This is a genomic window from Faecalibacterium prausnitzii (assembly GCF_049532945.1).
Classification (GTDB): Bacteria; Bacillota; Clostridia; order Oscillospirales; family Ruminococcaceae; genus Faecalibacterium; species Faecalibacterium prausnitzii_N.
This window is the reverse complement of the sequence record NZ_CP186691.1, coordinates 1,046,006-1,068,556: the sequence shown is the minus strand read 5'-3', so window position 1 is coordinate 1,068,556 and position 22,551 is coordinate 1,046,006. Positions and strand designations below refer to the sequence as shown.

Here is a 22,551-nt window from a genome sequence, read left to right as displayed (position 1 = left end):
ACCAGATGTGAACAACAAACTATATATAAAGCTGCTTTGGGGCACCGGCTTTGTCATTGTTGCGGTCATCCTGACCCTTTTTATCATGAGCCAGACCTACATCCAGAACCTTGTCTACCATGAGCGGCTGAACCAGATGGAAGAGGTCACCCACCAGATGTTCCGCAGTCTGGAGGATGTGATCGACACCCACTGGGACGAGGTGAATGTACAATGCAATTATTTGTACTGCACTCCGTTAAAGACCGATACCGAGTTCTATCGCTATCTGAAAAAGCTGTCGGAGCTTTCCAATTACCATGAAAGACAGATCGAACTGGTTGCCGTGGACTCTGACGGACATTACTATACCGAGAATGGCGGCATGGGGCTGCTAAGGGAAATGAACTATCTGGCAGACTCTCCGCAGTGGGTCAGCTACGTTTCCAACTCGCTGACCGTGGACGACTCCCGGATGGTGTTTCTGGAAAAGCTCTCCACCCCCATCACACTGCAAAGCGGAGAAAAAGAGATCACCCTGTGCTACTTTGGTATTTCGCAAAGCATGACCCAACTGAACGATTATTTCCGCTGTGATGCCTACGAAAATAACAACAGTGTCTATGTGCTGGACGACAACGGTTTCAAGCTGTTCAACGCCAATGATACCGAGCTGCTGAAGGGGCATAACGTATACACCGTGCTCTCCCGGATGTCCTATCTGCACGGTTCTTCCTTTGCGGAGGCAAAGGAGCGGCTTGACCGCACAGGCTCCTGCTATTCCAACGCCGTGCTGGACGGGACCGAGTATTTCTACGCCCTGAAGCAGATGGAAAACGCCCAGTGGACACTGGCGTTCCTTGTTCCGGCAAAATATGTGGCCGTGAATACGCAGAAGCTGGTCAGCATCGTCATGATCATCATCATCGTCATTGCAATGGTGTTCTCGGTCATAACAGTTTTCGTCGGCTGGTTTCTCCTGCGGCAAAAGCAGCAGCAGGAGCTGCAGGCAGAAAAAGAAGCGAACCTCCGTCTGGAGCAATACAACATCCATCTGACGCAGGTAAACGATGAGCTGCGGCAGGCACAGGACATTGCCGCAGAGGCGTTACAGTCCGCCGAGCGCGCCAGCAAGGCTAAGACGGACTTCCTTGCCAACATGAGCCACGATATCCGCACCCCCATGAACGCCATCATCGGCATTACCACTCTGATGAAAAACGAGCTGCACCAGCCGGAAAAGCTGGCCGAACATCTGGGCAAGCTGGAAAATTCCGGCCAGTTGTTGCTGGGCATCATAAACGATATTCTGGACATGAGCCGCATCGAGAGCGGCAAGACCACCCTGAATGTGGAAAAAATGAATCTGCCCCAGCAGATCAGCCAGCTAGACAGCATCATCCGCCAGCAGGCAGGCCAGCGCCGCCAGACCTTTACGGTAAACACCCATCTGCAGCACGAAAACGTGCTGGCAGACCCCAACCGTCTGAATCGGGTGCTGATGAACATCCTCTCCAACGCAGTCAAGTATACGCCCACCGGCGGGCATATCCGGTTTGAGGTGGACGAGCTGCCCCGAAACGAGCACTACGCCCGATACCGCTTTGTGGTGCAGGATGACGGCATTGGCATGAGCGAGGCCTACCAGAAGACCCTTTTTGACCCCTTTACCCGCGAGGAACGCTCCGGCACCAACAAGGTGCAGGGCACCGGCCTTGGTATGGCCATCACCAAGAACATTGTGGACCTGATGGGCGGCTCTATCAATGTGGAGAGTACCACCGGCAAGGGCACTCGCTTTGAGGTGGTGCTGGAATTTCCCATCGACACCGAAGCGGATGCGGTACCAAAGGTGCAGGCGCTCCCGGAGGAGCCGGAGGACGTCTCTCCCCTGTGCGGGATGAAGTTCCTCTGCGCCGAGGATAACGCCATCAACGCCGAAATTCTGGAAATGCTGCTGGAAGCCAATGGCGCACACTGCAAAATTTACCCCAACGGGCAGGAGCTTGTGGATGCCTTTGCCAGCGTAAAGCCCGGCGAGTACGACATGATCCTGATGGATGTGCAGATGCCGGTGATGGACGGCTTGGAAGCCACCCGCCGCATCCGCAGCGGTGAAAACCCGCTGGGCAGGATCATTCCCATCCTTGCCATGACCGCCAATGCCTTCCTTGAGGATATGCAGAAGAGCAGGGAAGCCGGCATGGACGAGCACCTGTCCAAACCTGTAGATATCGCTGCGCTGGAGCAGACGGTAAAACGCTTCCGTGTTATCCCCCCGAAAATAAATAGTGGAATCGCACGGTTTCGCAGATGACCGACACCCACGACCTGGCAGGGCCGCCCATTTGCGGCCCTGCTCTTTTTTGTGAGAGAGCAATCATGATGAATCAAAGGATTGGATGGTATTGCGTATGGAACAACAGCCAAATAAAATTCAGCCTATGTTGCTATCGGCACTTGCCCAATTGAGCGCCTGCCTGATCGTCTGGAATTTTCATATTCCAAATCCAAATATCGTGCTTTTTGTTGTTCTTTCTGCTGTGCTCGTGAAATGCGGCTATGCAGCAGGAATCGTAAGCGGCCTCATTGCATTCCTATACTCCGCGTTTTTCTTTTCTACCGACCACAGCTTTTTTCTTTACACCTCTTTGAACCTTCAAAAGCTCATCGTGATCGGCCTTGGTATCGCTGCGAACATTCTGCTGATCGGTCACCTGCAAAGGCAGTTCGAGCGCTCCAACATGGAAAAGATGCAGGCCGAAACCGAGGAAAAGCTTCAAGAAACAACAGAGAGCTACCGTGCAAAACTTTACCACGATGCCTTGACTGGCACATACAACCGCCGCTACTATGAGGATATCGCATCCCGTATCGTCGGCCCCGCAGGCATCGCGCTGATCGATGTGGACGATTTCAAAATCTGCAACGACACCTATGGGCATCACGCCGGAGATCTGGCGCTGGAAGCAGCGGCAAACGCCATCCGCTCCTGCATCCGAAACGCCGACCTGCTCATCCGCTACGGCGGGGATGAATTTCTGCTGGTGCTGCCCGGCATTCCGAGCGACATCCTGCAAGCCAAGCTGGAGCAGATCAGAGCCGCCGTGCAGCAGGCTACTGTACCCGGTTATCCGCATTTTCGCCTCTCACTGAGCATCGGCGGAACGATGCAGGCCATCACCGACTCGATGGAGAATGCGGTTCGCCGGGCAGACCGGCTGATGTATCAGGCAAAGGGCCGCAAGAATGCCGTCATGGTGGAGGTTCCGGGGCATAGTCTTGCAGCGCTGGAAAAACTTTTACAGAAGAAGTCGCAGATCTTACTTGTGGATGACTCCGCAATGAACCGCATGATACTAAAGGAGATCCTGGGCGGCGATTACAGCATTCTTGAAGCAGAAAACGGACAAGAATGCCTGGAAAAAATGCAGGCGGAGGCCGGGAACATCGCACTGGTGCTGCTGGACATCAACATGCCGGTCATGGATGGCTTCGAGGTGCTAAAGGCCATGAACACCAACCACACCATCGAGGACATCCCGGTCATCATGATCTCCAGCGACGACTCCGACGACGCGATCCGGCGCTCCTATGAGCTGGGAGCCAGCGATTACGTCAACCGCCCCTTCGATGCTCGCATCGTCTACCGCCGCGTGACCAACACCATCAAGCTGTACGCCAAGCAGCGGCGGCTGGTGCAGATGGTGTCGGACCAGATCCGCGCTCGTGAAAATAATACGGATACGCTGGTGGGTGTGCTGAGCCATGTGGTGGAGTTCCGCAACAGCGAGAGCGGCCAGCATGTGCTGCACATCCGCATCATCACCGAGCTGCTGCTCCACCGCCTGCTGGAGATCAGCAGCCAGTACCCCATCACCGCCGAGCAGCAGGACAACATCCCGCTGGCCTCCGCCCTGCACGACATCGGCAAGATCGGCATCGACGAAAAGATCCTCAACAAACCCGGCAAGCTGACCCCGGAAGAATACGAGGTCATCAAGACCCACAGTATGCTGGGGGCCGAGATGCTGCACCAGCTGGGAAACTTCAACGAGCAGCCGCTGCTGCAGACCGCCTACGAGATCACCCGCTGGCACCACGAGCGCTGGGACGGGCGCGGCTACCCGGATGGGCTGAAGGGCGATGAAATTCCCATCAGCGCACAACTGGTCGCGCTGGCCGATGTGTACGATGCACTGACCAGCGAACGCTGCTACAAAAAAGCCTTCTCCCACGAAAAAGCCGTGCAGATGATCCTGAACGGCGAGTGCGGAGCGTTCAACCCTTTGCTGCTGCAATGCCTGACGGATATGCAGACCGACCTGAAAGTCCAGTTGCAGCAGCGGACGCAATAACAACAGGAGAACGAAAGCCCCCATGAAACACATCCTCTCACGCCGTGCATTCCTGAACGGATGCACGCTGCTGGCGGCCTCGGCGGCCCTCGGCGGCCTGACTGCCTGCGGCGGAACGGACGCGAAGAACAGCGATCTGCCGCAGATCCTCATCGGAAGCGACACCTACCCGCCCTATATTTATCTGAACAATGACGGCACCCCGGCCGGGATCGATGTGGAGATCGCCACCGAGGCGTTCCGCCGCATGGGGTATGCTGCCCGGTTTGAAACGATCAACTGGGAGCAGAAAACAAATCTTGTGGAAAGCGGCGCCATCGACTGCATCTGGGGCTGCTTTTCCATGGATGGACGCGAAGAGGTATACCGCTGGGCGGGGCCTTACATGGTGAGCCGTCAGGTGGTTGCGGTGGATGCCCACAGCAGCATCCGATCCCTCAGCGACCTTGCCGGCAAGACCATCGCCGTGCAGAGCACCGGAAAGCCGGAGGAGATCTTTCTCAGCGGCTCCGACCCGCGCATCCCGCAGACGGTGGAGGTGCTCAGCATCGAAAACCGCAGTGTGCAGTACGCAATGCTGGCCTGCGGCTATGTGGACGGCATCGCCGCCCACGAGACAGGCATCCTGCAATATATGAAGGACAATGCCATAGACTTCCGCATTTTGGAGGAACCGCTGCTGGTCACCGGGCTGGGCATCGCCTTTGCCAAGAACGACACCCGCGGGCTGGACAGCCAGCTGACCGATACCCTTGCGCAGATGCGCGCGGACGGCACGCTGGAGCGGATCATTGGCCGATACCTTGAAAATGCTTCGCAGTATCTGGAGGTGGACACAATTGGCGCGTAACAACAAAGCCACTCCGAACACGCGGACCTGGGTGCTCTACGTTCTCGTCGGTGTGTTCTTCATGGCGGGGGTCATCCTGGCCTCCGGCTGGAAAGCCCTGCATGTGACCGAAGAGCATTTCTGCCAGACGATCAAGTTCGTCAAATCCCAGTCCACCAGCTTTGAAAAGCACAACGATACCATCACGGCAAAGGCACTCCGCCGCACGGCGGTCTCGGTGCACCAGCTGGCCGGTGACGCCGCACTCGACCTCTCCGACCCGCAGTGCCTGAACAGGCAGACAGAAAAGCTCTGGCTCACCGGCATTTCGGTTCTGGGACCGGATGGCACACTCCTGTGTGAGTACACAGCGAACGGCATCGGCTATGCCCAGCTGGAAGACCAGCTCAAAAAGGAGACCGCGCTGGACGTCTTCCGCTTCCCGCAGAAGACCTACCTGAAGCGCGTCCTGCTGGAAGATGGCTCTGCTGTGGATGTTGCGGCGCACCGGGCCGACCACGAAGAGGTCATCCTGCTGGCCTATCGCTGCACCCCGGCCAGATTTGTCGAGGGGACGGCACTGTCGGTACAGAGCATACTGGATGGCTACCCGGCAGAAACCAGCGGCACGCTGTTCATCGTGCAGAACAATCAGGTCGTTGCCGCAAACCGCCCGGAGCTGATTGGGCAGGACACCACCGACAGCCCGCCGGTGCAGGAGATCCGCAGCACCGGGCTTGCGGAAAAACTGACGCACACCCACGGCTGGAACGGCTCCGGCTGCTATTTCGGCATGTACAGCCACGGCCAGTCGTTCGATCTCTATGCATACACGGATGAAAAAGCCGTGTTCCACGAGTCGCTCACGCTGGTCTTAACGGCGCTGGTCTGTTACATCCTGCTCGTTTCGGTCTTGCAGATGCTGCGCCGCCGCTCCGTGCAGGAGATGGAGCTGCAGAAAAAAGAGCAGGAGAGGAAGTATCAGACCCAGCTGGAGGAACAGAACCGCAAGCTGGAGATCGCGCTTCAGCACGAAGGGGCGGCAAACCGCGCCAAGCGGGAGTTCCTGTTCAATATGAGCCACGATATCCGCACCCCCATGAACGCCATCATCGGCTTCACCTCGCTGGCTGCGACCCATATCGACAATAGGGAACAGGTGCTGGACTACCTCAAAAAGATCTCCACCTCCAGCCAGCATCTGCTTTCCCTCATCAATGATGTGCTGGATATGAGCCGCATCGAGAGCGGAAAGGTAAAGATCGAGGAAAAAGCGGTGCATCTGCCGGACCTCGTCCACGATGTGCGCTCCATTATTCAGCCCAATGTTTCGGCAAAGCGGCTGTCGCTTTTTATTGATACCATGGATGTGGAGAACGAGGATATCATCACCGACCCGCTGCGGCTGAACCAGATCCTGCTGAACATTTTGTCCAATGCCATCAAGTTCACTCCCACAGGCGGCATGATCAGCATTCGCATTGCTGAGAAAAACGGTGCGCCTGCGGGCCGGGCCTGCTATGAGTTCCGCATCAAGGACAACGGCATCGGCATGAGCGAGGAATTCCAGAAGCACATCTTTGAGGAGTTCGCCCGTGAGGAAAACTCCACCGTCAGCGGCATTCAGGGTACCGGCCTCGGCATGTCCATCACCAAGAACATTGTGGACCTGATGGGCGGCACCATCGCCATTGAGAGCGAGCCGGGCAAGGGCAGCGAGTTTATCGTGAATCTCTGCTTTGCGCTCAGCGGACAAAAGGTGGAGCTCAGGCAGCTCCCGCAGCTGGAAGGGCTGCGGGCACTGGTGGCGGACGACGATACCGACACCTGCCTGAGCGTCAGCACCATGCTGTCCAAGATCGGGATGCGGCCGGAGTGGACGATCTCCGGCAGGGAAGCGGTGATCCGCACCCGGTATGCCATGGAGCAGGGGGATGAATTCAGCGTTTACATCATCGACTGGCTGATCCCCGATATGAACGGCATCGAGATCGTGCGGCAGATCCGCAAGGTGATTGGAAAAAGCCGCCCCATCATCATCCTGACCGCCTACGACTGGGCCGATATTGAAGAGGAAGCCCGTGCGGCCGGTGTTACCGCCTTCTGTGAAAAGCCGCTGTTCCTCTCGGAGCTGCGCAGAGTGCTGGCAGAGCCGTTCGGTGCAGAGCCTGCCTGCAGGCCGGTGCAGCTGAACGCGGAGGCCTTCAAAGGGAAAAAGATCCTGCTGGTGGAGGACAACGAGCTGAACCGTGAGATCGCAGTGGAGATCCTGAAGGAAGCGGGCTTTGAGGTGGAATCTGCCGAGGATGGCGAGATCGCCGTCCGGAAGATGAAGCAGGCGGCAGACGGACAGTATGACCTGATCCTCATGGACATCCAGATGCCCAACATGGACGGCTACGAGGCAACGCGGCAGATTCGTGCGCTGCCGGATGCCGCAAAGGCTGGCATCCCCATCTTTGCAATGACGGCAAATGCCTTTGAGGAAGACCGTCAGAACGCACTGAAGGCCGGTATGAACGGCCATATTGCAAAGCCGCTGGACGTCCCGCACCTGCTGCGCGTCCTCGCAGATGCCCTGAAAAAATAACCCCAAAAAAAGCCGAAACGGCCTGAACTCTGTGTCGCACAGAGTTCAGGCCGTTTGTGGTCTTATTCGGTTTTGGGGGCGGCTTCCTTTTTGCAATCCCCCTCAAAGTATGTTATACTGAGAAACACAAGTTTTCCACTTTTATAGCCTCTCTCAGACAAAAGGAGAACGCAATGGCTTTCAACAAATATATCCGGAACGCAGGCGATCTGGTCACCTCTCACGAGCAGACACGCGCGGGATTTTTGAAAATCGCGCTGGAAAAGAATCGTCTCGGTGACCCCTACATAAAAAATTCACTTGCCTTCAAGAGTATGGTCTCCGGCGCGACTTGTCCGGAAGCACTTCTTTCCATACCCGAAGTGCGGCCATTTCTCCTGAGTGCCTCCGGTTTGTCTGATAAAAGTCTGAATTACCTCGACGAATCTGACCAAACCAAAGCCATTGAAGAGCTCATCAAGAATTTTTTGAAGCCCGCAGGTAAACATTTCATTGACGAAACGATCTACCGATATCTTCTTATTAAAGGAGACGCCGTGGGCGGGTCGATGCGGAACCGTATCGGGGCCCTGGGGCAGGAACGTCTGATCCGCTGCATCTTATCGTGTATGGCTGTACAGAACATCTCCTACCAGTGGGCAGAAAACATCTCCGGCAAATTTCCGTGGTACGATCAGACAGACAACGACCTTGACATTGAGCGTCGGATGAAAGCCCTCTGCTGGCAGACCGCCGCAGGGAAAAAGCGGCTGCTTGCTTTCAATATGAACATTTCCACAGTCCGGAAAAATGTGGATATCTGCCTGTTCGATTCCGATGCAGTCGGATTCCGAAATGGAAAAATCGCTTTTGAACCAGACAAAGCCCTTATGATGGGCGAGCTCAAAGGCGGAATCGACCCCGCCGGGGCAGACGAACACTGGAAAACGGCCAACACCGCCTTGGAACGTATCCGGACGACCTTCGCTTCTGCTGGTCATCCCGTTCAGACCTCGTTCGTTGGAGCTGCCATTGAAACCGCCATGGCGGAGGAAATCTATTCGCAGCTTCAAGCCGGGGTCATGACCAACGCCGCCAACCTTACCAACGACAACCAGCTGGTCGCTTATTGCAACTGGCTGCTGAATCTTTAACGCAGACAAGTGAGAACCGAATGGAACAATTATCCTTTTTGAATCCTTCCTCCCAAGATTATCTGATCGAGCAGTTTTCTTCTGACGCCTTATGCAGCGACATTGAGCGCAAAATGCTCGAATCTCGTTATGCTCCCCTTCTCGAGGTCACTGACCGTTTCGACCGGCGAAGCGTCAGCTATCAGCTCAGCAAGAACGAGATCCTCCACAGCTGGCTCAAATACAAAGAAGGTTTTTCAGCGGACCTTGTCCAACTGTTGCTCCATGAGATGGGGGCTCACCCCGGCGATCTCGTCATGGACCCTTTCATGGGCTCCGGCACCACGGCGCTCGTCTGCCAGATGCAGGGCATCAACAGCATTGGCTACGATGTGATGCCCATTGCGGACGTCTCCTTAAAAGCAAAGGCTGCCTGCATGGAGTACGATCTTCCTGAACTTCGTGCCATGCTGGAAGAGCTGAAGTCTCTCCACATGCCAGACAGCTATTCCTTGAAAACACCTTGTATTCCCATCACACAGGATGCCTACCCGGAATACAACGAACGCTACCTTCAGTTCATCGAAGACTGGCGTATCCACTGTATCTATTCAGAGAATGCCAAAAATCTTCTTCGGCTCTGCATTCTCAATTCTCTGGAACCGTGCAGCTACACCGTAAAGAGCGGCCAATATCTCGGCTGGGACAGCCGTTCCCCAAAGGTGATCCATGCCAATGAGCTTCGCGCAGCCAAAGGCAAAAAGCCGTTGTCCGCTAAAACAGTCCGTTCAAATATCCTCGACAGCCGTGATACCGTTCTATTGGAACTATCGCATGTGATTCACGACCTTGAGGTGATCCAGCATTCCAGCCAGACGCACGAAAAAGCACAGATCACCTACAAACAGAACAGCGTTCTGTTCGAACTGCCCAGGCTTCCAGATAACATTCTGAAAGGCGTTATTACCTCGCCGCCGTATTGCAACCGATACGATTATACCCGCACCTATGCACTGGAACTTGTTTACCTTGGACTTGATAACGATTCGATCAAACAGCTGCGGCAGGACTTGCTTTCCTGCACCGTTGAAAGCCGATCCAAATTGGAACAGTTGAAGCTCTTCTATACCAAGATCGGTCAAATTGACCGGTTCCATACGATCCATCAGACACTTTGTTCCAACCCTGCTTTTTGTGAGGTGCTGGATGCCTTACACAAGCGCGAACAGCATGGTGATTTGAACAACAGCGGCATCGTCCGAATGGTAGAAGGATACTTTACAGAGCTGGCCTTTATCTATGCCGAACTTTTCCGCGTTTGCAAAAAGGGCGCCATGGTCGCGTTCGTCAACGACAATGTCCGTTATGGCGGTGAAGTCATCCCAGTTGATTTTTTGAGTTGTTCTCTTGCCGAGCAGTTTGGCTTTACCGTCAAAAAAGTCTACTGTCTCAAACAAAAGAAAGGCAACAGCAGCCAGCAAATGGCCAAATTCGGCCGCGTCGCACTCCGAAAAAGCATTACAATCTGGGTAAAAGCATAAAAAAATACCGCTGCACAGCTATTTTCTGCGCAGCGGTATTTTCTTTTTGGCTTTTTTACTTCACCTGTGCCCCGGTGGTCAGCGCCTCGGACACGGCGTCCATCAGCGCGACCATGGTGCAGTAGTTGGCACCGTAGGTCTCGGTGTAGGCAGAGTAGGTGTCGATCTGCTCCTGCGTGGGGGCGATGTCCATCGCCTCAGCCACTGCCTGGTAGAGCAGCGCTTCGCGGGCATACTCGGTGATGCTGTCGCTCATGGCATCCAGCAGGTCGTCGGCACTGTTGTAACCGGCAGCAGCCTGCAGGAAGCTGTCGAGATCATAGCCGTAATGCTGGGCCATGGTGTAGTAGTAGTTCAGGCACTGGTTGACCTGATAATCGGTCACTTCTTTGGGCAGATCCTTGAAAGTGGAGTTTGCCAGCAGATAATCCATCACCGCAGTGTTCAGGTTGTTCTGATACAGCATCTTCTGGTATTCGGCCCGCAGGTCTTCCACGGTGTGGACGCCGTCGGTGCTGCTGAAATTCTCCTCGACCCAGGCGTCGGTCAGTTCCGGCAGGATCTCCTCGCTGATGTAGTTCAACGTGACGGAGAAGACCGCCTTTTTGTTGCTCAGGACCACCGCATTGCCCTCGGCATCGGTGGAATCGCCGTAGCCGTCCGGGAAGGTGACGGTCACATCAAAGATATCGCCCACATTGTGGCCGATGATCTGGTCCTCAAAGCCATCGATGAAGGAACCGCTGCCCAGCGTCAGGTCGTAGCCGGTGGCAGTGCCGCCGGTAAAGGCCACGCCGTCCACGGTGCCCACGTAGTCGATGTTGACGGTGTCGCCGTCGGCAGCGGCACGGTCGGTGATCTGCTGCGTGGTGGTGTTCTGGCTGAGCAGGCTGTCGATCTGGGACTGCACGTCCTCCTCGGTCGGCTCGATGTCCGCCTTCTTCAGCGGGATGGAAGCGTAGTCCTCCGGCAGGGTCACATAATCCAGTGCGCGGATGCCGGACCAGTAGCCGTTCTCGTCCAGACCGTCACTGTAGGCAAAGTTCTGATAGTCATAATCCGAAGCGCTGCCGTAGACAGACGTCTCCGAGCTGGCCGATGTGGAAGAGGACGCCGCAGACTTCGAGCAGCCCGCAGCCGTCAGCGCCAGCGCACCGGCGCAGAGAAGGCAGACTGCCTTCGAGATGATTCGTTTCAAGTGGATACCTCCTGTATCCCGGACGCCGCCGGGAACTGCAATTTTTTCAGACAAATCTTATTATAAAGGGTAAAAATGAAAAAGAAAAGGATTTTGCGAAATTTCCACAAGTTTCACGCAGCCTCTTGCGCTGCCGGGCCTGCGGCTTTATTATAATAAGAGAAGCACATCAACACAAGGAGGAACATCCATGGATTACAATAAAGCTGCTCTGGAAATGCACGAGACCCACAAGGGCAAGGTGGGCATCGTAAGCAAGGTGGAGGTCGCCACCCGCGATGACCTGTCCACCGCCTACACTCCCGGTGTGGCCGAACCCTGCCGCAAGATCAAGGAAAACCCCGACGACGTGTATAAGTACACCTTCAAGGGCAATATGGTGGCAGTCGTTTCCAACGGCACCGCCGTGCTGGGCTTGGGCGATATCGGCCCGGAAGCCGGTCTGCCGGTCATGGAGGGCAAGGCGGTGCTGTTCAAGGAGTTCGGCGGCGTGGATGCCTTCCCCATCTGCATCGATGCCCACGACGCTGCCAGCGTGATTGCAGCCTGCAAGGCCATTGCGCCCACCTTTGGCGGCATCAATCTGGAGGACATCAAGAGCCCCGAATGCTTTGAGATCGAAGAAACGCTGGAGCGTGAGCTGGACATCCCTGTGTTCCACGATGACCAGCACGGCACTGCTATCGTCGTTACTGCTGCCCTCATCAACGCCCTGCGTGTGGTGGGCAAGAAGATGGAAGATGTGCACATCGTGCTGAACGGCCCCGGTGCTGCCGGTACTGCCATCATCAAGATGCTCATGACCGCCGGTGCAAAGGACATCATTGCAGTGGACCAGTTCGGCACCCTGTACAAGGGCTGCAACAGCGCCGAAGCCCACAAGAACTGGCTGGGAGAGGTGACCAATCCCCGTCAGGTCAAGGGCGGCCTGAAGGAAGCACTGGAAGGTGCCGACGTGTTCATCGGCGTTTCCAAGCCCGGCATCCTGACCACTGAGCTGTGCAAGACCATGAACAAGGACGCCATCGTCTTTGCCATGGCCAACCCCACCCCGGAGATCATGCCGGACGAGGCCAAGGCCGGCGGCGTGCGGGTGATGGCCACCGGCCGCAGCGACTTCCCCAATCAGGTCAACAACGTGCTGTGCTTCCCCGGCCTGTTCAAGGGCGCACTCAGCGTCCGTGCCCGGGACATCAACAATGAGATGAAGCTGGCTGCAGCCTACGCCATCGCCGACCTCATCACCGATGCCGACCGCAGTGAGGAGAACATCATCCCCGGCGCGTTCGACCCCCGCGTGGCCGAGGCTGTGGCAAATGCCGTGGCAAAGGCTGCCCGCGAGACCGGCGTTGCCCGTCTGTAAGCGGAGGAAGCGTTTATGAGAACCATTTCCGCACAGGAGATCACGGATACCGTTGCACGGCTGTGCATCGAAGCCAACACCCGCCTGCCGCAGGACGTGCAGGCGGCGCTGGACAAGGCCCGGCAGGAAGAGCCGTGGCCGCTGGCAAAGAGCACTCTCGACCTTTTGTGGTCGAACCTTTCCGCCGCAAAAGAAGAAAACCTGCCCATATGTCAGGATACCGGCATGGCCTGCATGTTCGTGGAGCTGGGCACCGATGTGCACATCGACGGCAGCTTTGAAGCCGCCATCCATGAGGGCGTGCGCCGGGGCTACACCGACGGCTATCTGCGCAAGAGCATCGTAGCCGACCCGCTGCGCCGGGGCAATACCGGCGACAACACCCCGGCGGCCATCACGGTGCATCTGGTGGACGGCGAGGGCTGCCGCATCACGGTGGCACCCAAGGGCTTTGGCAGCGAGAACATGAGCCGCATCCAGATGCTCAAGCCCGCCGACGGCGTAGAGGGCTTCAAGAAGTTCGTGCTGGACACGGTGAAGCTGGCAGGCTCCAACCCCTGCCCGCCCATCGTACTGGGCATCGGTGTGGGCGGCAGCTTTGACAAGGTGGCGTATCTGGCCAAAAAAGCTCTGCTCCGCCCGCTGGACATCCCAAACCCGGACCCCTACTATGCCGCCCTCGAACGCGAACTGCTGGCCGCCGTCAACGAGACCGGCATCGGCCCGCAGGGCTTTGGCGGCAGGACCACCTGTCTGGGCCTTGCCATTGAGCAGATGCCTACCCATGTGGCGGGTCTGCCCGTGGCGGTGAATGTTTCCTGCCATGTGACCCGCCGCGCCAGCGCGACGCTGTAAACGATTCCCTTTCCGTCAAAGGCGTGAGCCTATTAGGAGGCTTGATGAACATGCAATACGAACTGACCACCCCCTGCACCGCGCAGGACCTTGCCCCGCTCAAGGCGGGCGACACCGTGCTGCTTTCCGGTGTGGTGTACACCGCCCGCGATCAGGCGCACAAACGGATGCTGGAAGCACTGGACCGGGGCGAGCCGCTCCCCTTCGACCTCGAAGGCAGCGCCATCTACTACGTTGGCCCCACGCCGGAACGCCCGGGCCAGGTGATCGGCTCGGCGGGACCCACCACCAGCGGCCGCATGGATGCCATGAGCCCGCGCCTGCTGGACCTTGGCAATAAGATCATGATCGGCAAGGGCAAGCGGGACGATACTGTAAAGGCAGCTGTGGTGCGCAACGGGGCTGTGTATCTGGCCGCTCTGGGCGGTGCCGGTGCCCTGATGGCAAAAAGCGTGCAGACGCTGGAAGTGATCGCATGGCCGGACCTTGGCTGTGAAGCCGTGCGCCGCCTGACTGTGAAGGATATGCCGCTGACGGTGATCCTGGATGCCCACGGCGGCGACCTCTATCTCTCTGGCCCGGAAGCCTACCGCGCGTCCAGATAAGCACGTTCCACAAGATTTCAGGCCCTGTTTCCGGTCAAAATAGCAAAATCATGCAGAAGAAGCTCAGTTTGTTTTAGCAAACTTCTGCCGAACGACTTGCATCCCCCGGCAGAATGTGGTATCCTATAATAAACCGAACCGCAGAAGATTATCTCGAAACGATCCTTATGCTCACCCAGCGTATGGGCCGTGTGCGCTCCATCGACGTGGTCAATGAGCTGGGCTTTACCAAAGCCAGCGTCAGCATTGCCATGAAGAAGCTGCGCGAGAACGGCTATATCGCGGTGGACGGCGAGGGCAACCTGACCCTGCTGGCACCGGGCCGCGAGATCGCAGAGCGCATCTATAGCCGTCACCGTCTGCTGACCCACTTCTTTATGCAGCTGGGCGTGGACGAAAAGACCGCCGCCGAAGATGCCTGCAAGGCAGAGCATATTCTCAGTGAGCAGACGCTGGAAAAGATCCGCGAGTATGCCCTGCTCCACGACGCCGAGAGCACCCTGAAAAACGAAGACTGACCCAAAACCACAAAAGGGACTGCCCGAACCGGCAGTCCCTTTTCTGGTTTCACATCTTCAGTAGGCATCCAGCCCCAGGCTTACATCCAAAGCCTGATCCACACGTTTCTGATCTTCCGGCGTGATCTGCCCGGCCCGCTCCCGCAGGCGGTGCTTATCCAGCGTGCGGATCTGCTCCAGCAGCACCACGCTGTCCTTGGCAAGGCCGGTATCCGCTGCCCGGATATTGATGTGGGTGGGCAGGCGGGCTTTGTCCAGCCGGGATGTAATGGCCGCAGCGATCACGGTAGGGCTGTGCCGGTTGCCGATCTCGTTCTGCACGATCAGTACCGGGCGCACGCCGCCCTGCTCCGACCCCACCACCGGCGAAAGGTCTGCGTAAAAAACTTCTCCTCTGTGTACCTCCATGGAATCAACCCTCCCTGTCTGCCTCTAGTATGGGCTGTGCCGGGCGGCGGTATGCACGCGGGGGCTTTCTTCCATTTTATGCAGCGGAGCGGATCAGGTTTCCGCCTGTTCCAGGACGCAGAACGCCAGCGCCATCCCACCGTCGTGGCTGAGGGAAAGGCGAGCCGTCACGTGATGCTCCTCCACCCAGGCCGCCGTCCGCCCGGAGAAGCGATACACCGGTGCCCCGGAGGGCAGGCGCAGCGCCTCGATCTCACACAGGGAGAACGGCTCCCGCAGGCCGGTGCCTGCCGCCTTGAGGAAGGCTTCCTTCGCCGCAAAATCCGCAGCGGCGCTGGCGGCTCTGTGGGTGCACCTGCGGGCGGAAGGGTCGGCCCGACACTCGGCCAGCGCAAGCGCCTGCCGCTCCCCGGTGCCAAACACCCGCGCCTCAAACGCCGCCCCGTGCGCCCCAAACAGGCTTTTTTCCATCCGTGCGACCTCACAAAGATCACATCCTACCCCGAACAGCATGAAATTCTCCCCTTTCCAGGGCAAACGCCCCGTTGTTTTGACTTAAAATTTCCGTTGATTTTGGTGAATATGTGCAAATAGAGTCTGGAATCTTGAAGTTTACACGCGCTTCGTGTACAATGAACTATAGTTCTAGTTCCACTTCCGCTTTGGGCGTGGATAGAAATACCGAAGGGGGTGTACTGCGTGGGCGACGCAACTGCTATTTTTTCGATCCACGACAAAAAGGACTATGAGATCCATGAGATCGTACAGCAGGTGTACGATGCTTTAAAGGAAAAAGGCTATAATCCGGTCAATCAGCTGGTGGGCTATATCCTGTCCGAAGACCCCACCTACATCACGACCTACAAAGGAGCCCGCTCCCTCATCCGTAAAGTTGACCGGGACGATCTGCTGCAGGCCATGCTGCGCAGTTATCTGAACGTCTGATCCGCTTTGTCCTTTCCGGCCCGCTGTCTCGCAGAAGACGGCGGGCTGTTTTCAGTTCAGCTGCCGCGTGAAGATCTGGTTCACCACCGTCTCATACTCCCACCCCTCGCGGGCCTTGCGAAGAGGCTTTTCCAGCGGGTCGGCCCCTTCGAACCGATGGATGAGATAGAACCAGTGCGCCTTCATCCGGCTGACGGCACAGCTGGCCGCGCCAAAGGCCTCGGTGTAGCCGTGGTAGAGGTCGTCGCAGTAACCGCGCAGTTCCTCTCTGGAAGCCGGTGCGCCGCCCCGCGCACGGCGGAACAGGGCCGGGTCTGCGATGAGCCCCCGCCCCACCATGATGCCCGACAGCTGCGGGAACTCCGCTTCCAGCGCGTGCAGTTCTTCCGGCGTTGTGACATCGCCGTTGTAGCAGACCGGCATCCGGCACTCCGGCAGCGCCGCAGCAAAGGCGGCACGGTCGACCTCGCCCCGGTACAGCTGCTTCATCACGCGTGGATGGATGGTCAGCTCACAGATGGGATAGTGATTGTAGATATCCAGCAGAGCCGCAAACTCCTCCGGCTTCTGGACGCCGATGCGGGTCTTGACCGAGACCGGACCCTCCACCGCCGAAAAGACGGCGTCCAGAAAAGCGTCCAGCTTGACGGGGTCGTGCAGCATCCCGGAACCCTTGCCTTTGGCGGTGACGGTGCCGGAAGGACAGCCGAGGTTCAGGTTGATCTCCGTGTAGCCCAGCTTCCGCACTTCGCCGATCATCCATGCGGCAAGTTCGCCGTCCTTTGCCAGCAGCTGCGGGATCACGACCGTGCCTGCATTGGCCTCCGGGGCCAGCTCCGCCATCTTTTTCGGGATGAGGACGCGGTTTTCCGGCGGCGACAGGAACGGCGCATAGTAGCGCGTGGGGGCATCGGCTGCGCCAAACCATTTCTGGTGTGCCTGCCGCCACACCCGGTCGGTCAGGCCCTCCATGGGGGCAACATAATAGTTCATAGAAGACCTCACAATGTTAGAATGGCTCTATTGTAGCACAAAAAATGCCGCCGCGCATCTGTTTTGCGCAGCGGCATCGAATCTATCTTGCGGGTTATTCGGCGAACAGCGGGGTGGACAGGTAGCGGTCGCCGGTATCGGGCAGCAGGACCACGATGTTCTTACCGGCATTCTCCGGGCGTTTTGCCAGCTGCAGAGCAGCATAAACAGCAGCACCGGAGGAGATACCCACCAGCACGCCTTCCTTGTGGCCGATCAGACGGCCGGTGGCAAAGGCGTCTTCGTTGGTGACGGGGATGATCTCATCGTAAATCTTGGTGTCCAGCACAGCGGGGACGAAACCGGCACCGATGCCCTGAATCTTGTGTGCGCCTGCGGTGCCCTTGCTCAGCACAGGAGAGGAAGCAGGCTCTACAGCCACCACCTTGACGTTCGGGTTCTTGCTCTTCAGGTACTGGCCCACGCCGGTCACGGTGCCGCCGGTGCCCACGCCTGCCACAAAGATATCCACCTTGCCATCAGTATCCTCCCAGATCTCGGGGCCGGTGGTCTCGATGTGGGCCTGAGGGTTGGCCGGGTTCACGAACTGACCGGGGATGAAGGAATTCGGAATCTCCTTTGCCAGCTCATCGGCCTTGGCAATGGCACCCTTCATGCCCTTGGCACCCTCGCTCAGCACCAGCTCTGCACCGTAAGCCTTCATCAGCTGGCGGCGCTCCACGCTCATGGTCTCGGGCATCACGATGATGATGCGGTAGCCCTTGGCGGCTGCCACAGCGGCCAGACCGATGCCAGTATTGCCGGAGGTAGGCTCAATGATGACCGAACCGGGTTTCAGCTTGCCAGTGGCTTCTGCATCATCGATCATCTTTTTGGCGATGCGATCCTTGACAGAACCGGCCGGATTGAAGTATTCCAGCTTGGCAATGATGTGGGCAGGCAGCTCCTGCTCCTTTTCAATGTGGGTCAGCTCCAGCAACGGAGTATGACCGATCAGCTGATCTGCGGCAGTATAAATCTTGCTCATAAGAATGTTCCTCCCTCTGCGGGCCCCCGGCCCGGAACGATTTCGTCTCTCCATATTCCCTGCAAACCAACATTGTTTGTGGGTTTGATGGTATTATAGCCCTCTTTGCCCCGGTTGTCAATGGAAAAGTGCAAAAAACAGATTGAAAAGTTATAAACCCTGTTGTATAATAGGTTAAAATCAAAATTTCTCCCTCCCCTGCGGTAACATCTCCCCTGTTCGGAGGTCGGGCGGGCCGGTCTACGGCGTTGTCGCCTGCGGCTGCTGCCCATTTCCGCAGGACCAACGGTGAGACGGAGAGGTTGCTATACAATAAGGAGTGCACTATGATCGTGTCCACCAAAGGGCGCTATGCACTGCGCGTGATGATCGACCTTTCCGAGCATCAGTCTGAAAAATATGTCCCTCTCAAGGAGATCGCTGCCCGGCAGGAGATCTCGGAAAAATATCTGGAAAACATCCTTAAGGTGCTGGTGCAGAACGGCTTTCTGGAGGGCTTGCGCGGCAAGGGCGGCGGCTACCGGCTTACCCGCAGCCCGGATCAGTACACCGTGGGCGAGATCCTGATGCTGACCGAGGGCAGCCTTGCGCCGGTGAGCTGCCTGACGCCGGGAGCCCCGGCCTGCGAGCGGATGGCAAACTGCCGCACCTACGAGATGTGGAAGGGGCTGGACGATCTGATCTCCAACTACTTCGGCAATATCACGCTGGCCGATCTCGCCGCACCGGAGCAGGCTGGAAATGATTATGTGATCTGATCCGCATCCCCCGCATGAAAACGCAGGGGGTGCAGAACAGCCCCACAGCGGCCGTCATACCAGCCGCGCCCACGCCAGCCTTCATTCAATGGCAGTGTGAGGAAAAGGAGGATGTTTTATGTGGTTTGTTTTTGCGCTGGGCTCTGCGGTATTTGCCGCACTGACTTCCATTCTTGCGAAGATCGGCATTGACGGCGTGAACTCCACGCTGGCCACGGCCATTCGCACCGCAGTTGTGTTCCTGATGAGCTGGGGCATGGTGTTTCTGACCGGAACGCAGACCGGCATCGGGGATATTTCTCACAAAAGCTGGCTGTTCCTGATCCTATCCGGCCTTGCCACCGGTGCAAGCTGGCTGTGCTATTACCACGCATTGCAGATCGGTGCAGCATCCAAGGTGGTCCCCATTGATAAACTGAGCGTAGTCATCACGCTGGCACTGGCATTTTTCATCCTGCATGAGCCGTTCACGGCCAAAAGCCTGATCGGCTGTGCGCTCATTGCCGCGGGGACTTTGTTCATGGTATTGTAAAAGAGTAGAAAGCGGAAAAGGCTGCGGCACGTTGTTGTGTGCCGCAGCCTTTTTTGTGATTCTTCCAGTTGGCTGTGTTACGGTCATGTGCTAAACAAAAATACTCCGGCAACTTTCCAACCAAGAGAAAGTTACCGGAGTATTCCGCTTTACTTATTTGTTTTTACCAGCAGTGCCTGATACGGCTCCAGTTCCACATCCGCCAGCCAGACGGAAGTGCCCTCCGGGGTGTGATACTCGCCGCCCAGAGCGTCCAGACTTGCCCCTGCCGGGTACTCGGTAAAGTTGAACAGCCCCACCAGCGTTTCCTCACCGCGCTTGCGCACCAGCGCCAGCACGCCGGGGTTGTGGCTGTCCCATGTGGTCACCCACGCATCCGGGGCAAAGCAGGGGTCTGCACGCATTTGGCGCAGCTGCTCCATGCCCTGCCACAACTTGTTTTGCAGCGTGCCCTTCCGGGTGCGCTGCTTTGCGTCCTCCCAGTTGAATTTGCTGCGGTGCAGATTGCGGCTGTCCTCCACACGGTCAGGGTCGTTTTTATAATCCCAGCCATTGAGTTGTGCGATCTCGTCCCCGCAGTTCAGCATGGGGAAGCCCTGCAAAAACGCCATAGCAGTGTGCAGCAGCAGGTCACGCTTTACGGCGTAGTCCAGTGCGGTTTTATCGCCTTTTTCCAGTGCCTGTTCGATACCGCACAGGCTTGCGGTGGTGCCGCAGCTCCGGGCATCGCCGGTGGCAGGATCGTAATTGTACAACTCACCCTTTGCCCAGCTGCCGGGGAAATTGCCCTCGTAGAAGTGATACAGATATTCCTTGTGCTTTTGCGGGTCAATGCCAAGCCGTTTCTCTACCGCCTCGTCCAGACCCCAGCCGATATCATCGTGGCAGCGCAGATAGTTCACGAACCAGCAGTTGTCCGGCAGGGCGTGGAGGGCATCCAGCTGCGCCTTCAGCAGCCGGGTATCCCGGCTGGCAAGGGCACCCCACAGGTTGACCATGGTGGACACGTTGTAGAGCATGTGGCATTCCGGTTTTTCCGGGGTGCCGAAATAGGCGGCCAGCTCCTTGGGAGCCATGACCACCTCGCCCTTGAGGATGACCGCCGGGCAGACGCATTCCAATACCATGCGCAGCATCCGCACGATGGTGTGCACCTGCGGCAGATTGCGGCAGGTGGTGCCCAGCTGCTTCCAGATATAGGGTACGGCATCAATGCGGAACACCTCTACGCCGAGATTGGCGAGATGCAGAATGCTCTTGGTCATGTCCACGAACACCGCCGGGTTTGCGTAGTTCAGGTCCCACTGGTAGTCGTGGAAGGTGGTCAGCACCCACTTGTGCATTTCTTCACACCATGTAAAGTTGCCGGGTGCGGTGTTGGGGAACACCTGAGGCACCGTCTGCTCGTACTGGTCGGGGATGGTGCGGTCCTCGTAGAGGTGGTAATAGGCCTGAAACCACGGGTCTCCGGCTTTTGCCGCCATGGCCCAGCGGTGGGTGCTGGCGGTGTGGTTCATGACAAAATCCAGACACAGGCTGATGCCGGCTTTCCGCAGCTCCCGGGTCAGGTTTTCCAGATCTTTGTTGGTGCCAAGGGCCGGGTCTACGGTATCGAAATCCTCCACCGCATAGCCGCCATCGTTGTGGGGATGGGGCATCTGCAGCAGGGGCATCAGGTGCAGATAAGTCAGCTTCTGCTCCTTGAGGTAGGGCAGCTTCTTTGCCAGTTCTTTCAGATTTCCGGCAAAGAGGTCGGTGTACATGGTCATGCCGAACATATTGCCCCGCTTGTACCACTCCGGGTCGGCAGAGCGTGCCTTGTCCAGTGCTTTCAGCTCGGCGCTGCGGGCGTTGTAGGCGTCTGCCATCTCCCGCTCCAGAACTTCCAGCCCTTCCCGGTTGTGGTACAACTCCATAAACAGCCATTCCAGCTCGTCCTTGTGCTTGGCAAACCGGGACTCAAATTCCTGTTTTGCTGCCATGGTTCAGCCCTCCACTTCTGCAAGGGTGGGCATGGCGGGGATAGCGCCGTGGCGGCTGGTGGTGATGCTGGCCGCTTTGTTGGCAAAAGCCAGAATGCCTTCCAGCTTGTCCACCGTCAGGGTGTCCAGCTCCTCCTTGCAGAGCTTGGACAGGGCAGCCCCAAAGAAGGTATCGCCTGCGCCGTTGGTATCACCCACCTTGCAGGGAACACCTGCCACATGGCCAGTCTTGCCCCCAAAGCGGTAGAATACGCCGTTTGCACCCAAGGTGACGAAAATCAGCCGGATGCCGTTCTGTGCCAGTTGTGCCGTGCCGCTTTCGCAGTCAGTGGTTCCGGTGAGCAGGGGAAGTTCTTCATCGGACACCTTCAGAATATCCACCAGCGGCAGGGGAGCTTTCATCTGGGCAATGGCATCCTCTTTGTTCTTCCAGAGGTTTGCACGGTAGTTGGGGTCGTAGGTGATGGTAGCACCCAGCTTTTTGGCACGGGCAGCAGCATCCAGCGTGGCAGTGCGGGAGGGGTCAGCGGTCAGGCTGACAGAGCCGAAGTGGACGATTTTGGCAGCTTTCAGAGCCTCGTCCGAAATGTCCTCCTTGCACAGCATCACGTCAGCGTTTGCGCTGCGGTAGAAGCTGAAATCCCGCTCGCCGGTGGCATCCACCGAGACCACCGCCATGGTGGTGGGGTGGTCTGCATCCACCGCCATACCGGAAACGTCCACCTTGTTTTCTGCCAGAACCTCTTTCAGGTAGCGGCCAAAGGCATCTGCACCCACCTTGCCGATAAAGGCGGTCTGTGCGCCCAGTCTGGAAGCAGCCACCGCCAGATTGGCCGGTGCACCGCCGGGGTTTGCGGCAAACTGGGGGATGCCGCGCGCATCCTTGCCGGTCTGGGTCAGGTCGATCAAAACTTCACCAATCGTTAAAATGTCCATGCGTTTTCTCCTTATTTTTATC

20 protein-coding genes are annotated in these 22,551 nt (G+C 57.4%); 13 read left to right on the top strand and 7 right to left on the bottom strand.

What is annotated here, in order from left to right; all coding sequences use genetic code 11:
* The first annotated feature begins 7 nt into the window (after positions 1-7).
* From ACNQFG_RS05355 to ACNQFG_RS05330, 6 genes are all read left to right on the top strand, one after another.
* Positions 8-2,296: a hybrid sensor histidine kinase/response regulator gene (locus ACNQFG_RS05355; RefSeq protein ID WP_423406258.1), complete on the top strand. Its 2,289-nt coding sequence runs from the start codon at positions 8-10 to the stop codon at positions 2,294-2,296.
* Positions 2,297-2,630: 334 nt separating this feature from the next.
* Complete coding sequence (locus ACNQFG_RS05350) at positions 2,631-4,337, top strand: diguanylate cyclase (protein ID WP_423406257.1); 1,707 nt, start codon at positions 2,631-2,633, stop codon at positions 4,335-4,337.
* A 22-nt stretch (positions 4,338-4,359) separates the two neighbouring features.
* Positions 4,360-5,187 carry a substrate-binding periplasmic protein gene (locus ACNQFG_RS05345; protein ID WP_423406256.1) on the top strand — a complete coding sequence of 276 codons (828 nt, stop codon included), beginning with the start codon at positions 4,360-4,362 and terminating at the stop codon, positions 5,185-5,187.
* Positions 5,177-7,756, top strand: a complete 2,580-nt coding sequence (locus ACNQFG_RS05340) for a response regulator (protein WP_423406255.1) — start codon at positions 5,177-5,179, stop codon at positions 7,754-7,756. The genes ACNQFG_RS05345 and ACNQFG_RS05340 overlap by 11 nt, the downstream gene beginning before the upstream one ends.
* A gap of 56 nt (positions 7,757-7,812) precedes the next feature.
* Positions 7,813-8,889, top strand: a complete 1,077-nt coding sequence (locus ACNQFG_RS05335; protein WP_423406254.1) for an AvaI/BsoBI family type II restriction endonuclease — start codon at positions 7,813-7,815, stop codon at positions 8,887-8,889.
* Between the two features lie 20 nt (positions 8,890-8,909).
* Positions 8,910-10,409, top strand: coding sequence for a DNA methyltransferase (locus tag ACNQFG_RS05330; RefSeq protein ID WP_423406253.1), 1,500 nt, complete (start codon positions 8,910-8,912; stop codon positions 10,407-10,409).
* Between the two features lie 55 nt (positions 10,410-10,464).
* Here the strand turns inward: ACNQFG_RS05330 and tig are convergent, their stop codons facing one another.
* The gene (tig, locus tag ACNQFG_RS05325) at positions 10,465-11,607 is read right to left on the bottom strand and encodes a trigger factor (RefSeq protein WP_423406252.1); all 1,143 of its coding nucleotides are present in this window, start codon (positions 11,605-11,607) and stop codon (positions 10,465-10,467) included.
* A gap of 190 nt (positions 11,608-11,797) precedes the next feature.
* On the opposite strand from tig, the gene ACNQFG_RS05320 reads away from it, so the two are divergent.
* The 4 genes from ACNQFG_RS05320 to ACNQFG_RS05305 all read left to right on the top strand — a co-directional run bounded on the left by ACNQFG_RS05320 (position 11,798) and on the right by ACNQFG_RS05305 (position 14,948).
* A complete protein-coding gene (locus tag ACNQFG_RS05320) occupies positions 11,798-12,970 on the top strand; it encodes an NAD(P)-dependent malic enzyme (protein ID WP_005937919.1) in 1,173 nt (390 codons plus the stop codon).
* Positions 12,971-12,985: 15 nt separating this feature from the next.
* Positions 12,986-13,825, top strand: coding sequence for a fumarate hydratase (locus ACNQFG_RS05315; RefSeq protein WP_423406251.1), 840 nt, complete (start codon positions 12,986-12,988; stop codon positions 13,823-13,825).
* A 50-nt stretch (positions 13,826-13,875) separates the two neighbouring features.
* Positions 13,876-14,430, top strand: coding sequence for a Fe-S-containing hydro-lyase (locus ACNQFG_RS05310; RefSeq protein ID WP_423406250.1), 555 nt, complete (start codon positions 13,876-13,878; stop codon positions 14,428-14,430).
* A 167-nt stretch (positions 14,431-14,597) separates the two neighbouring features.
* The gene (locus ACNQFG_RS05305) at positions 14,598-14,948 is read left to right on the top strand and encodes a metal-dependent transcriptional regulator (protein WP_423406249.1); all 351 of its coding nucleotides are present in this window, start codon (positions 14,598-14,600) and stop codon (positions 14,946-14,948) included.
* 57 nt (positions 14,949-15,005) lie between these two features.
* On the opposite strand, the gene ACNQFG_RS05300 is transcribed toward ACNQFG_RS05305, so the two are convergent.
* Positions 15,006-15,356, bottom strand: coding sequence for a type II toxin-antitoxin system PemK/MazF family toxin (locus tag ACNQFG_RS05300; protein WP_423406248.1), 351 nt, complete (start codon positions 15,354-15,356; stop codon positions 15,006-15,008).
* A gap of 93 nt (positions 15,357-15,449) precedes the next feature.
* On the bottom strand, positions 15,450-15,869 hold the full coding sequence (locus tag ACNQFG_RS05295; RefSeq protein WP_423406247.1) for a holo-ACP synthase: 420 nt from the start codon (positions 15,867-15,869) through the stop codon (positions 15,450-15,452).
* Positions 15,870-16,055: 186 nt separating this feature from the next.
* On the opposite strand from ACNQFG_RS05295, the gene ACNQFG_RS05290 reads away from it, so the two are divergent.
* Positions 16,056-16,301: an IreB family regulatory phosphoprotein gene (locus ACNQFG_RS05290; RefSeq protein WP_005936452.1), complete on the top strand. Its 246-nt coding sequence runs from the start codon at positions 16,056-16,058 to the stop codon at positions 16,299-16,301.
* A 51-nt stretch (positions 16,302-16,352) separates the two neighbouring features.
* Here ACNQFG_RS05290 and ACNQFG_RS05285 read toward each other — a convergent pair whose 3' ends face one another.
* Positions 16,353-17,294 (bottom strand): tRNA dihydrouridine synthase, encoded by a 942-nt coding sequence (locus tag ACNQFG_RS05285; RefSeq protein WP_423406246.1) that lies wholly within the window; start codon positions 17,292-17,294, stop codon positions 16,353-16,355.
* 94 nt (positions 17,295-17,388) lie between these two features.
* The gene (gene cysK / locus ACNQFG_RS05280; RefSeq protein WP_423406245.1) at positions 17,389-18,321 is read right to left on the bottom strand and encodes a cysteine synthase A; all 933 of its coding nucleotides are present in this window, start codon (positions 18,319-18,321) and stop codon (positions 17,389-17,391) included.
* Between the two features lie 326 nt (positions 18,322-18,647).
* On the opposite strand from cysK, the gene ACNQFG_RS05275 reads away from it, so the two are divergent.
* Positions 18,648-19,079, top strand: a complete 432-nt coding sequence (locus tag ACNQFG_RS05275; RefSeq protein WP_423406244.1) for an RrF2 family transcriptional regulator — start codon at positions 18,648-18,650, stop codon at positions 19,077-19,079.
* A 118-nt stretch (positions 19,080-19,197) separates the two neighbouring features.
* Complete coding sequence (locus tag ACNQFG_RS05270) at positions 19,198-19,611, top strand: EamA family transporter (RefSeq protein WP_423406243.1); 414 nt, start codon at positions 19,198-19,200, stop codon at positions 19,609-19,611.
* 149 nt (positions 19,612-19,760) lie between these two features.
* Here the strand turns inward: ACNQFG_RS05270 and ACNQFG_RS05265 are convergent, their stop codons facing one another.
* Together ACNQFG_RS05265 and ACNQFG_RS05260 are read right to left on the bottom strand one after the other, a co-directional pair.
* Positions 19,761-21,593 carry an amylosucrase gene (locus tag ACNQFG_RS05265; protein ID WP_423406242.1) on the bottom strand — a complete coding sequence of 611 codons (1,833 nt, stop codon included), beginning with the start codon at positions 21,591-21,593 and terminating at the stop codon, positions 19,761-19,763.
* 3 nt (positions 21,594-21,596) lie between these two features.
* Positions 21,597-22,529 carry a carbohydrate kinase family protein gene (locus tag ACNQFG_RS05260; protein ID WP_423406241.1) on the bottom strand — a complete coding sequence of 311 codons (933 nt, stop codon included), beginning with the start codon at positions 22,527-22,529 and terminating at the stop codon, positions 21,597-21,599.
* Positions 22,530-22,551: the final 22 nt, after the last annotated feature.